This window comes from Streptomyces sp. NPDC002490 (assembly GCF_040296045.1).
Lineage (GTDB): Bacteria > Actinomycetota > Actinomycetes > Streptomycetales > Streptomycetaceae > Streptomyces.
Map to the genome: position 1 here is coordinate 23,208 of NZ_JBEOWM010000014.1, position 11,741 is coordinate 34,948.

General features: G+C 72.6%; 10 protein-coding genes and 1 pseudogene. 7 read left to right on the forward strand and 4 right to left on the reverse strand.

Going from position 1 to position 11,741, the window contains the following annotated elements:
• Positions 1-22 precede the first annotated feature (22 nt).
• A pseudogene (locus ABT092_RS11345) lies at positions 23-226 on the forward strand (hypothetical protein); the annotation flags it as partial.
• Between the two features lie 120 nt (positions 227-346).
• Here the strand turns inward: ABT092_RS11345 and ABT092_RS11350 are convergent.
• From ABT092_RS11350 to ABT092_RS11360, 3 genes are all read right to left on the reverse strand, one after another.
• The gene (locus ABT092_RS11350; RefSeq protein WP_351242352.1) at positions 347-1,411 is read right to left on the reverse strand and encodes a S1C family serine protease; all 1,065 of its coding nucleotides are present in this window, start codon (positions 1,409-1,411) and stop codon (positions 347-349) included.
• Positions 1,412-1,485: 74 nt separating this feature from the next.
• Entirely contained in the window at positions 1,486-2,238 is a 753-nt protein-coding gene (locus ABT092_RS11355) for a class I SAM-dependent methyltransferase (RefSeq protein WP_351242354.1), read from the reverse strand.
• Positions 2,239-2,288: 50 nt separating this feature from the next.
• Positions 2,289-2,918 (reverse strand): DUF3043 domain-containing protein, encoded by a 630-nt coding sequence (locus ABT092_RS11360; RefSeq protein ID WP_351242356.1) that lies wholly within the window; start codon positions 2,916-2,918, stop codon positions 2,289-2,291.
• A 309-nt stretch (positions 2,919-3,227) separates the two neighbouring features.
• Between ABT092_RS11360 and ABT092_RS11365 the strand changes: the two genes are divergently transcribed.
• From ABT092_RS11365 to ABT092_RS11385, 5 genes are all read left to right on the forward strand, one after another.
• Positions 3,228-4,010 carry a PspA/IM30 family protein gene (locus tag ABT092_RS11365; protein ID WP_351242357.1) on the forward strand — a complete coding sequence of 261 codons (783 nt, stop codon included), beginning with the start codon at positions 3,228-3,230 and terminating at the stop codon, positions 4,008-4,010.
• A 31-nt stretch (positions 4,011-4,041) separates the two neighbouring features.
• On the forward strand, positions 4,042-4,320 hold the full coding sequence (gene pspAA, locus ABT092_RS11370; RefSeq protein WP_351242358.1) for a PspA-associated protein PspAA: 279 nt from the start codon (positions 4,042-4,044) through the stop codon (positions 4,318-4,320).
• Positions 4,320-5,702, forward strand: coding sequence for a sensor histidine kinase (locus ABT092_RS11375; RefSeq protein WP_351242359.1), 1,383 nt, complete (start codon positions 4,320-4,322; stop codon positions 5,700-5,702). Before pspAA ends, ABT092_RS11375 begins: the two co-directional genes overlap by 1 nt.
• Positions 5,699-6,376 (forward strand): response regulator, encoded by a 678-nt coding sequence (locus tag ABT092_RS11380; protein ID WP_351242360.1) that lies wholly within the window; start codon positions 5,699-5,701, stop codon positions 6,374-6,376. Before ABT092_RS11375 ends, ABT092_RS11380 begins: the two co-directional genes overlap by 4 nt.
• Before the next feature lie 210 nt (positions 6,377-6,586).
• Positions 6,587-9,712: an efflux RND transporter permease subunit gene (locus ABT092_RS11385; protein ID WP_351242362.1), complete on the forward strand. Its 3,126-nt coding sequence runs from the start codon at positions 6,587-6,589 to the stop codon at positions 9,710-9,712.
• Between the two features lie 78 nt (positions 9,713-9,790).
• Here ABT092_RS11385 and nadA read toward each other — a convergent pair whose 3' ends face one another.
• On the reverse strand, positions 9,791-10,969 hold the full coding sequence (gene nadA, locus ABT092_RS11390; RefSeq protein ID WP_351242364.1) for a quinolinate synthase NadA: 1,179 nt from the start codon (positions 10,967-10,969) through the stop codon (positions 9,791-9,793).
• Between the two features lie 403 nt (positions 10,970-11,372).
• On the opposite strand from nadA, the gene erpA reads away from it, so the two are divergent.
• Positions 11,373-11,729 (forward strand): iron-sulfur cluster insertion protein ErpA, encoded by a 357-nt coding sequence (gene erpA / locus ABT092_RS11395; RefSeq protein WP_351242366.1) that lies wholly within the window; start codon positions 11,373-11,375, stop codon positions 11,727-11,729.
• Positions 11,730-11,741: the final 12 nt, after the last annotated feature.

Sequence of the window (11,741 nt, forward strand, 5' to 3'; positions counted from 1 at the left end):
GATCTACCTTCGGGAGGTTCGCATGGCGGCGTGGACGTGGCGGTTCGAGAAGACCGATGGTACGGAGGTCTCCCCGGCGGTGGAACCGGAGGAGTTCACCACCCAGGGGGACGCCGAGACCTGGATCGGGGAGCACTGGCGGGACCTGCTCGCCGGCGGCGCCGACCAGGTGTTCCTCTCCGAGGACGGCACGCGGATCTACGGTCCGATGAGCCTGCACGCCGAGCCCGAGGAGCCCGCCGGGTCCCCGGAACCCGCCGAGGGGGACGCCGCCCCCGACGCCCCTGCAGGGGCCGGGCCCGCCGCTCCCTGAGGCTCCGCCCGGCCGGGCCGCCCCCGGCCGGGCTCACACCTCGCCGAGGGTGACGTCCACGGTCGTCTCCGCCCCGCCCCGCAGGTACGTCACGGGCACCCGGTCGCCCGGCTTCTCCCCGGCGAGCACCTCGGCCAGCGCCGTGATCGTGGGCACCGGTTCGTCGGCCACCCGGGTCAGGACGTCGCCGGGGCGGATGCCCGCGTCGTCGGCCCCGCCGCCGCCCGTCACGGACACCACCGCCACCCCGGCCGGCTGCTGGTCCTGGTCCACGACGGTCCGCCCGGTGATGCCGAGCGCCGCCCGGCCCGAGTCGGTGACCTTCCCGTCCGCGATGATCTGGTCCGCGACCGTGGTCACCATCGACGAGGGGATCGCGAACCCGATGCCCGGCGCCGCGGCGTTGCCGAACGCCGGGTCGGTGGCGGCGAGCGTGGGGATGCCGATGACCTCGTTGTCCAGGTCCACCAGCGCCCCTCCGCTGTTGCCCGGGTTGATCGAGGCGGAGGTCTGGATCATGTTGGCGATGGTGGCGCCCGTCCCGCCGCCGTCGGTGCTCTCGCTGACCGTGCGCCCGGTCGCCGAGACGATCCCCTCGGTCACGCTGGAGGACAGGCCCAGCGGCGAGCCCATCGCCAGCACGATCTGCCCCACCCGCACCTCGGTGCTGTCCCCGAAGGTGGCCGGCCGCAGCCCCGCGGGCACCCGGTCCAGCCGCACCACCGCGAGGTCCTGCTCGGGGTAGGAGAACACCAGCCGGGCGGTCAGCGGCTGCTCGCTGCCCGCCGTGGTGACCTGGAAGGACCGCTCGTCGCCGATGACGTGGGCGTTGGTGACGATGTGGCCCCGGTCGTCGTACACCACCCCGGACCCCAGGTCCTGGCGACCGCGGATCTGCACCACGGACGGCAGCACGTGGGCGATGGCCTCCTCGTAGTCGCTCTGGAGGGCGTCCGCCGACCGTGCGGCGGGGGCGGCCCGCTCGGGGACCGGCGTGGCCGCCGAGGCCCGCAGCGCACCGCCGCCCCCGGAACAGCCCGTCAACAGGGCCCCCACGGACACCACGACCCCCGCCCACGCGGTACGAGATGCGCTCATGCCCGCAGTCTGTGCCCCGGCCGCCCCGTGGACCCGCCGGAGCCCGCCGTTCGGGTTCCGGTCCGGGCGCCGCCCTACCCCCGCACCCCGCACAGGTGCAGCAAGGCGGCGACCGCCCGGTACGGGTCGGTGCGCCCGGCCCGTTCCTCGGCGGCCAGCAGCGACTCCAGGTCACCGGCTCCGGTGCCCCGGGCGGGCCCCCACTCCTGCACGCCGGTGCGGTCGGTGAACACCCGCACCCCGTACCAGGCCCGCAGCGGGGCCCCGATGCCGGCGAGCGTCGCGGTCACCGCGTCCAGCCGGTCGCCCCGGACCTCCACTCCGCGCCGGTTCCGCCCCACGGCCGAGTCGAACGCCGCGAGCGCCGCCGTCCAGTCCCCGGCGAGCCCGGGGCGCAGGGCGAGCGCATCGGCATTGCGCACCAGCAGTGACACCAGGCCCCCGGGGGCCAGCATCCGGGCCAGCCCGGCGACCACCGGATCGGGCTCCGCCACGTACATCAGCAGCCCGTGGCAGAGCACCACGTCGAAGCCGCCGGGGCGGAAGTGCACCCCGGTGTCCCGTCCGTCGGCCTCCAGCAGGCGCACCCGTTCCCGGACGCCCGCCGGCTCCGCGGCCAGCGCCGCGCGGGCCACCGCGAGGCGTGCCGGATCGCGTTCCAGCCCCGTCACGGCGTGGCCGGCGCGGGCCAGCCGCAGGGCCTGGGTGCCCCGGCCCGCGCCCACGTCCAGGACCCGCAGTCGTCGGCCGGTCCGGAACCGCGCCGTGATCTGTTCCTCCAACTGGCGCGCCACCAGTTCGCGGCGCACCACGTCCGGCAACCCCACGGGGGGAAGTGCGTCCCCGGCGTCGAAGGCGCCCAGGGAGACGTCCTGGGTCAGGGTCGCTCCCCGCGCTTGACCTGCGGCTTGGGCAGCCGGAGCCGACGCATCTGGAGGGTCCGCATCAGACCGTAGGGGACGGCACCGCGCTTGGGCACGTCGGCGAAGCGGGTGCGCAGCTCCTTGCGCAGCCGGATGACCAGCAGCGAGGAGTCGAGCAGGATCAGCGCGATCACGAACATCCACAGCAGCAGCGCGGCGTTCTGGAGCGTCGGCACCCGGACCATGCTCAGGACCAGGATGACCACGGCCATGGGCAGGAAGAACTCGGCGATGTGGAAGCGCGAGTCCACGTAGTCGCGGACGAAGCGCCGCACGGGGCCCTTGTCCCGGGCGGGCAGGTACCGCTCGTCGCCGCTGGCGAGCGCCTGGCGCTGCCGCTCCAACGCGGCACGCCGCTCGTCGCGGTTGCGCTTGGACGCCTCCTTGCGCGTCATCGGCGTGTTCGCCACGCTGCGGCGCTGGGACTGCGCGACGCTCCGCTTGGGCGTCGGGCGACCCTTGGGCGCCTGCGGGTCACGGGGCTGGTGGGCCGCGGCTACCGGCGTCTGCTCGGCGGTGGCGGTCTTCTCTGTCTTGGCACGGCTACGGAACACAACACCCAAGGGTACGGGGTGGGGGCGCATGGACCCCAGTCCGGCGGGGAACGATCCGGCAACACCGGACGTCCTACGGGACACGACGCCGGACGCGAGGAGGTGTGCGTTCCGCTTTCGGGCGGTTCGCACGTCACGGCACCGACGGTCAGCGGACCGGTTCTCCGGGTGACGCCTCCTCCTCGCGCCGGATCGGCGGTGGCGGCAGTCGTCCTTGGGGATGAGCGCATCCGCGGCCGAACAGTGCGGTAATGGAGGCAGGGCCCTTACTGTGGGACCTGTTGGAGCTTGAGCCCGAAGTCCGTCAGAAGGGGGCGCGCGAAGCCCATGAGCGGTGTCATGAAGCGTATGGGGATGATCTTCCGCGCGAAGGCGAACAAGGCCCTTGACCGGGCCGAGGACCCGCGCGAGACCCTCGACTACTCCTACCAGAAGCAGCTGGAGCTGCTCCAGAAGGTCCGGCGCGGGGTCGCCGACGTCGCCACCTCCCGCAAGCGCCTGGAGCTCCAGCTCAACCAGCTCCAGGGCCAGTCCAGCAAGCTGGAGGACCAGGGCCGCAAGGCGCTGGCGCTCGGCCGCGAGGACCTCGCCCGCGAGGCGCTCTCCCGGCGGGCCGCGCTCCAGCAGCAGGTCAGCGACCTGGAGACGCAGCACCAGACCCTCCAGGGCGAGGAGGAGAAGCTCACCCTGGCCGCCCAGCGGCTCCAGGCCAAGGTCGACGCCTTCCGCACCAAGAAGGAGACCATCAAGGCCACGTACACCGCCGCCCAGGCCCAGACCCGCATCGGCGAGGCGTTCACCGGCATCTCCGAGGAGATGGGCGACGTCGGCCTGGCGATCCAGCGCGCCGAGGACAAGACCGCGCAGCTCCAGGCCCGGGCCGGCGCCATCGACGAACTGCTGGCCTCGGGCGCGCTCGACGACCCGACCGGCACCGCCAAGGACGACATCGCCGCCGAACTGGACCGCATCTCCGGCGGCACCGACGTGGAGCTGGAACTCCAGCGGATGAAGGCCGAGCTGGCCGGGGGCAGCGCCCCGCAGACGGCCATCGAGGGCGGCCAACAGGGCGCCGGGAACCAGCAGCCGCAGCGGGAGGCCCCGCGCTTCGACAAGCAGTAGGTCCGGCCGCACACACGCCGAGGAGGGCGTCATGATCGTAAGGATCATGGGGGAGGGCCAGGTACGACTGGCGGACAGCCACATCACCGAGCTGAACGCCCTGGACGACGAGCTGCTCGCCGAGCTGGAGAGCGGCGACACCCCCGGGTTCCGGCGGACGCTCACCGCCCTCCTCGACCGGGTGCGGGAGGTGGGAACGCCCCTGCCCGACGACTCCCTGGAGCCGTCCGAGCTGATCCTGCCCTCCCCGGACGCCGGCCTGGACGAGATCCGGGCCCTGCTGACGGACGAGGGCCTGATCCCCAACTGATGCCACCGTCCCGCCCCTTACTCCGACCGCCGGTCGGCCGCGCCTGCGGTCGGGCCGTTCCGGACCCGTCGCCCGGTGCGGCCGTCGTCGAGCGGGCCAGGGCGGTGCGCGGGTACCTCCGCGTCCGCCCCGCGGTCGCCGACGCGGCCCTGGCGCTGGTCGTGCTGGCGTTCATGCTCTGCTTCGCCGTGCTCAACCCGTACGGTCCGCACGCCCGGTTCGGCCCCATGGAGTGGAACACCCGCACCCCCGATCCGCTCAGCCTGGTGCTGATGCCGCTGTCGGCCACCGCCCTGGCGTTCCGGCGCCGGGCCCCGCTCCCGGTGCTGTGGATCACCGTCGCGCTGACCCAGGTCGAGCTGCTGTTCAGCTCTCCGCTCAGCTCCCCGCGCTCGCCGGTGGCGATGACCGCCGTGCTCGCCCTCTACACCGTCGCCGCCCGCACCGACCGGCCCACCACCTGGCGCGTCGGCCTGCTGACCATGGCCGCGCTGACCGGGGTGGCCATGGTGGCCGGCCCCCTGGCCTGGTACCACCAGGAGAACGTGGGTGTGTTCGCCTGGACGGGCATGGCCGCGGCGGCCGGCGACGCGGTCCGCAGTCGCCGGGCCTACATCCACGCCATCCGGGAGCGCGCCGAGCGTGCCGAGCGCACCCGCGAGGAGGAGGCCCGTCGACGGGTCGCCGAGGAGCGCCTGCGCATCGCCCGCGACCTGCACGACGTGGTCGCCCACCACATCGCCCTCGTCAACGTCCAGGCGGGCGTGGCCGCCCACCTCATGCACAAGCGGCCCGACCAGGCGGCCCAGGCGCTGGCCCACGTCCGGGAGGCCAGCCGGTCGGCCCTCGACGAACTGCGCGCCACGGTCGGGCTGCTGCGCCAGAGCGGCGACCCCACGGCCCCCACCGAGCCCATCAGCGGACTGGACCGGCTGGAGGAACTCGTCGACACCTTCCGGCACGCCGGGCTGACCGTGGAGGTGGCCCGCGGCGACCGGGGCGGCAAGCCCCCCGCGGCGGTCGACCTCGCGGCGTACCGGATCGTCCAGGAGGCCCTCACCAACGTGCGCAAGCACGCGGGGGGCCGGGCCCGCGCCGAGGTGAGCGTGGTGCGGGTGGGACCCCACATCGAGGTCACCGTGCTCGACGACGGCTCCCGGGACGCCGCCGCGGCCGGCGGGGCCGGCCCGCCGGCCCCGCCGGAGCACCCCGACCGCCCGGGCGGCGGCCACGGCCTGCTGGGCATGCGCGAACGGGCCAGCGCGCTCGGCGGCGTCCTCACCGCGGGTCCCCGGTACGGGGGCGGGTTCCGGGTCCATGCGATCCTGCCGGTCGACACCCGCCCCGGCTCCGGCGCGGGGGAGACGGGGGAGGCGCCGTGACCATCCGGGTACTGCTCGTCGACGACCAGGCCCTGCTGCGCAGCGCGTTCCGGGTCCTCGTGGAGTCCGAGGCCGACATGGAGGTGGTGGGGGAGGCGTCCGACGGTGCGGAGGCCGTCCGGACCGCCGCCCGGACCCGCCCCGACGTGGTCCTGATGGACATCCGCATGCCGGGCACGGACGGGCTCAGCGCCACCCGGGCCATCTGCCGGGACCCCGAGCTGTCCGGGGTGCGGGTGGTGATGCTGACGACGTTCGAGGTCGACGAGTACGTGGTGCAGTCGCTGCGCGCCGGGGCCTCCGGCTTCCTCGGCAAGGGCTCCGAGCCGGAGGAACTCCTGGGCGCCATACGACTGGTCGCCGCGGGGGAGTCGCTGCTGTCCCCGACCGCGACCAAGGGGCTGATCGCGCGGTTCCTGGCCCAGGGCGACGACTCCGGGGCGTCCGGGCACGCGCACTCGGAGCGGTTGGAGGCGCTCACCGGCCGGGAACGCGAGGTGCTCGTGCAGGTCGCGGGCGGTCACTCCAACGACGTCATCGCCGAGCGGCTCCAGGTCTCGCCGCTCACCGTGAAGACCCATGTGAACCGGGCCATGGCCAAGCTGGGCGCGCGGGACCGGGCCCAACTCGTGGTCATCGCCTACGAATCGGGCTTGGTGAGGCCCCGCGGCTGAGCCGCGCGGCAATGCCCGCGTTCCTACCCCGCAAGGTGTAGCCCGCGTACTACACCCGCAGTATGCCCGGCATAAGGAAAGGCACCTGGGAGCGAGGAACGTTCCTCCTCCCGTGGGCCAGGGTGGTGGTGGGGGGTGTAGAGCCGCCTCCCGTCGCGCCCGCGCCCCGTCGCGGGCCTGTGTTCCCGCCACAGAAGAGAGCCTCCACCCATGTCCTGGCTGTCGAGATTCAGCCTTGCCCAACGCGCCCTGGTCGGGCTGGTGTCGATCATCGCGATGGTCTTCGGCGCCCTCGCGATCCCCCAACTCAAGCAGCAGCTCCTGCCCTCCATCGAACTGCCGATGGTCTCCGTCATCGCCCCGTACCCGGGTGCCTCCCCGGACGTGGTCGAGAAGCAGGTGGTCGAGCCGCTCGAAGACGGCATCGAGGCCGTCGACGGCATCACCGGCATCACGGCGACCGCCAGCGAGGGCAACGCCGTGCTGATGGCGCAGTTCGACTACGGCGACGGTTCCGATCGGATCGTCGCCGACGTCCAGCAGGCCGTGAACCGGGTCCGCGCGCTGCTGCCGGCCGACGTCGACCCGCAGGTCATCGCCGGCTCCACCGACGACATGCCCACCGTCGTGCTGGCCGCCTCGGCCGACCGGGACCAGCAGGCCCTCAAGGAGCAGCTGGAACGCACGGTGCTGCCGGAGTTGAAGGAGATCGACGGAGTCGGCCAGGTCGCCGTCGACGGCGTCCGCGAACTCCAGGTCACCGTCACCCCGGACGAGAAGGAGATGGCGGCGGCCGGGGTGAACGCGGCGGTGCTCGGCCAGGCGCTCCAGGCCGGCGGCGCGACCGTCCCGGCGGGCTCCTTCGAGGAGCGCGGCGCCAACCGCACCGTCCAGGTCGGCGGCGGCTTCACCAGCCTCCGTCAGATCCAGGACCTGGTGGTGACCGGGGAGGGCGTCAAGAAGCCGGTCCGGCTCGCCGACCTGGCCACCGTGGAGCAGGAGCCCGCGAAGGCGGACTCGCTCACCCGCACCAACGGCGAGCCCAGCCTCGCGGTCATGGTCACCATGGACCAGGACGGCAGCTCGGTCGCCATCTCCGAAGCGGTCGAGAAGGCCCTGCCCGACCTCCGGGCCGACCTCGGCAAGGGCGCCGAACTGACCGTGGTCAGCGACCAGGGCCCGGCCGTCTCCAAGGCGATCGACGGCCTCACCACCGAGGGCGCCCTCGGTCTGCTCTTCGCGGTCGTGGTCATCCTCGTCTTCCTCGCCTCCCTCCGCTCCACGCTGGTCACCGCGGTGTCCATACCGCTCTCCGTGGTGCTCGCGCTGATCGTGCTGTGGAGCCGTGACCTGTCGCTCAACATGCTCACCCTGGGCGCCCTGACCATCGCCATCGGCCGGGTCGTCGACGACTCGATCGTGGTGCTGGAGAACATCAAGCGGCACCTCGGCTACGGCGAGGAGCGCAAGGAGGCCATCCTCACCGCGGTCAAGGAGGTCGCGGGCGCGGTCACCTCCTCCACGCTCACCACCGTCGCCGTGTTCCTGCCGATCGGGCTCGTCGGCGGCATGGTCGGCGCCCTCTTCTCCTCCTTCAGCCTCACCATCACGGCGGCCCTGCTCGCCTCGCTGCTGGTCTCGCTGACGGTGGTCCCGGTGCTGTCGTACTGGTTCCTGAGGCCGCCGAAGGCCGTCCGGGGGGTCGACGCCGAACAGGCCCGTCGCCAGGCGGAGGAGAAGGAGGCCAAGAGCCGCCTCCAGCGCTCGTACGTGCCCGTCCTGATGTTCGCCACCCGCCGTCGTCTGGTGAGCCTCGGCATCGCGGTGGTGGTCCTGCTGGCCACCTTCGGCATGGCCCCGCTGCTGAAGACCAACTTCCTCGACCCCGGGGAGCAGGAGGTCCTGACCATCCGGCAGGAACTCAAGCCGGGCACCGGTCTGGCCGCCTCCGACGCCGCGGCCCGCAAGGTCGAGAAGATGCTCGACGGTGTCGACGGTGTCAAGAACTACCAGGTCACCGTGGGCTCTTCGGGCTTCATGGCGGCCTTCGGCGGCAGCACCGACACCAACCAGGCCACCTACCAGGTCGGCCTGGTGGAGGACGCCGACTTCGACGCCACCCAGGACCGGATCGAGAAGGGCCTGCGCGGGCTCTCCGACATCGGCGACACCACCATCTCGGCCGGTGACGGCTTCGGCGCCCAGGACCTCAGCGTGGTCGTCAAGGCGGCCGACCCCGAGGTGCTGCGCACGGCGTCGGAGCAGGTCCGTGCCGAGGTCGCGAAGCTGGACGACGTCACCGACGTGCAGAGCAACCTGGCGCAGTCCGTCCCGCGGATCTCCGTGAAGGGCACCGAGAAGGCCGCCCGGGCCGGGCTGAACGAGGCCGCCCTCGGTGCGGTCGTCGCCCAGGCGGTGCGCGGCACCCCCTCGGGCAAGGCCGTCCTGGACGACACCGAGCGCGACATCGTGATCCGCTCGGCGAAGCCCGCCGGCACCCTCCAGGAGCTCAAGGACCTGCCGGTCGGCCCGGCCAGGCTCGGCGAGCTCGCGAAGGTCGAACTCGTCGACGGCCCGGTCTCGATGACCCGCATCGACGGCCAGCGCTCGGCCACCGTCACGGCCCGTCCCACCGGCGACAACACCGGCGCGGTCGGCACCGAGTTGCAGACGAAGCTCAAGGAACTGGAGCTGCCCGAGGGCGCCACCGCCACCATCGGCGGGGTCTCCGAGGACCAGGAGGAGGCGTTCGCCTCCCTCGCCCTCGCCATGCTCGCGGCCGTCGCCATCGTGTTCATGCTGCTCGTGGCGGCCTTCAAGTCGCTGGTCCAGCCGCTGATCCTGCTGGTGTCCATCCCGTTCGCGGCGACCGGCGCGCTCGGGCTGCTGATCGTCACCGGCACCCCGATGGGCGTGCCCGCGCTGATCGGCATGCTGATGCTCATCGGCATCGTGGTCACCAACGCGATCGTCCTGATCGACCTGATCAACCAGTACCGGGCCCGGGGCCACGGGGTCGTGGAGGCCGTGATCGAGGGCGGCCGGCACCGGCTGCGCCCGATCCTGATGACGGCCCTCGCGACGATCTTCGCCCTGCTCCCGATGGCCCTCGGGGTCACCGGTGAGGGCGGGTTCATCGCCCAGCCGCTGGCCGTGGTCGTGATCGGCGGTCTGATCAGCTCCACGCTGCTGACCCTGCTGCTGGTCCCGACGCTGTACGCGATGGTCGAGCTCCGCAAGGAGCGCAAGCAGGCCAAGCGCGCGGCCAAGCGCGGCGGCCCGGCCGGCCCGGAGGCGTCCGAGGACGCCGGTTCCCCGGAGCCGGTCCGCGTCTGACCCGTCGGACGACGCACAGGACGACCCCCCCGGCCGGGAACGGCCGGGGGGTCGTCCGTCGTGCGGTGCGGCGGGCGGCTACGGGAGGGCGAGCATCCGCTCCAGGGCCAGCTTGGCGAACCGCTCGGTCTCCGGGTCCACCGAGATCCGGTTGACCAGGGTGCCCTCGGCCAGCGACTCCAGCGCCCACACCAGGTGCGGCAGGTCGATCCGGTTCATGGTCGAGCAGAAGCACACCGTCTTGTCGAGGAAGACGACCTCCTTGCCCTCCGGAGCGAAACGATTCGCCAGCCTCTGGACCAGGTTCAGCTCGGTGCCGATCGCCCACTTCGAGCCGGCCGGCGCCGCCTCCAGCGCCTTGATGATGTACTCGGTCGACCCCACCTGGTCCGCCGCCGCGACGACCTCGTGCCGGCACTCCGGGTGCACCAGCACGTTCACCCCGGGTATCCGGGCGCGGACGTCCGCCACCGACTCCAGCGAGAACCGTCCGTGCACCGAGCAGTGGCCCCGCCACAGGATCATCTTGGCGGCCCGCAGCTGCTCCGGGGTCACCCCGCCGCCCGGCTTGTGCGGGTTGTAGACGACGCAGTCCTCCAGGGACATCCCCAGGTCCCGCACCGCGGTGTTGCGCCCCAGGTGCTGGTCGGGCAGGAACAGCACCTGCTCGCCCCGGGAGAAGGCCCAGTCCAGTGCCCGCCGGGCGTTGGACGAGGTGCAGATGGTGCCCCCGTGCCGTCCGGTGAACGCCTTGATGTCGGCGGAGGAGTTCATGTACGAGACGGGCACCACGCGCTCCGCGATGCCGACCTCGGTCAGCACGTCCCAGCACTCGGCGACCTGCTCCGCGGTGGCCATGTCGGCCATGGAGCACCCGGCGGCCAGGTCCGGCAGGACCACCTTCTGGTCGTCTCCGGTCAGGATGTCCGCGGACTCCGCCATGAAGTGCACGCCACAGAAGACGATGTACTCGGCCTCGGGCCGGGCCGCGGCGTCGCGCGCCAGCTTGAAGGAGTCGCCCGTGACGTCCGCGAACTGGATGACCTCGTCGCGCTGGTAGTGGTGCCCGAGGACGAAGACCTTGTCGCCGAGCTTCTCCTTGGCCGCCCGGGCGCGTTCGACGAGGTCCGGGTCGGAGGGCGAGGGCAGGTCACCGGGACACTCCACCCCGCGCTCGCTGCGTGGATCGGCCTCCCGGCCGAGCAGCAGCAGCGCCAGGGGGCTGGGCTGGACGTCCAGGGGCTGGGCGGTGGTCACGATCACGCACCCTTTCTCTGCGGGGTCTGACCCCCGGCGGCTCGCAGGTGGCCCCCGGGCGGACTGACCCGACTCCGGAGGCCCCTTTTCGTCGTTTTGACGTTATCTATGATAACCGCTTCACGTCAGTTTGACGATGGCCCTCGTGTCAATGTGACGCATTCGCTCCGAGGTCCGCGCCACCCCCCGGACCAGGGACGTTCCCCAATTCGCCGCCCCCGCGGTCCGCTGATCGGGGCGGTGGCGGAGCGCCCCTGCGGGCATGGCCGCCCCGCCGGTCCGTGTGCGAGCATGGGAAGCGCAAGGCGCGATGCCGAAGACGCACCCGGGCCCGGAATGAATCCGCAGCCCCGCCGGTTGTTACGTCGGCAAGCAGTCTCCGTACAACCCGGGAGAGATGTAGATGTCCGTATCGGACGAGACCACGACCGCCACCGACGGCATCATCCTGTCCGACGCCGCCGCGGCGAAGGTCAAGGCTCTGCTCGACCAGGAAGGCCGCGACGACCTGGCCCTGCGGGTCGCCGTACAGCCCGGCGGCTGCTCCGGCCTGCGCTACCAGCTCTTCTTCGACGAGCGGTCCCTCGACGGCGACGTCGTCAAGGACTTCGACGGGGTCAAGGTCGTCACCGACCGCATGAGCGCCCCCTACCTCGTCGGCGCCTCCATCGACTTCGTCGACACCATCGAGAAGCAGGGCTTCACGATCGACAACCCGAACGCCACGGGCTCCTGCGCCTGCGGCGACTCCTTCAGCTGAGCCGAGGCCCGG

Excerpts from the sequence above, each read along its gene's own strand:
- ABT092_RS11350 (WP_351242352.1), bottom strand. The coding sequence starts at position 1,411 with ATGAGCGCATCTCGTACCGCGTGGGCGGGGGTCGTGGTGTCCGTGGGG.
- ABT092_RS11360 (WP_351242356.1), bottom strand. The coding sequence starts at position 2,918 with ATGCGCCCCCACCCCGTACCCTTGGGTGTTGTGTTCCGTAGCCGTGCC.
- ABT092_RS11365 (WP_351242357.1), top strand. The coding sequence starts at position 3,228 with ATGAAGCGTATGGGGATGATCTTCCGCGCGAAGGCGAACAAGGCCCTT.
- pspAA (WP_351242358.1), top strand. The coding sequence starts at position 4,042 with ATGATCGTAAGGATCATGGGGGAGGGCCAGGTACGACTGGCGGACAGC.
- ABT092_RS11375 (WP_351242359.1), top strand. The coding sequence starts at position 4,320 with ATGCCACCGTCCCGCCCCTTACTCCGACCGCCGGTCGGCCGCGCCTGC.
- ABT092_RS11385 (WP_351242362.1), top strand. The coding sequence starts at position 6,587 with ATGTCCTGGCTGTCGAGATTCAGCCTTGCCCAACGCGCCCTGGTCGGG.
- erpA (WP_351242366.1), top strand. The coding sequence starts at position 11,373 with ATGTCCGTATCGGACGAGACCACGACCGCCACCGACGGCATCATCCTG.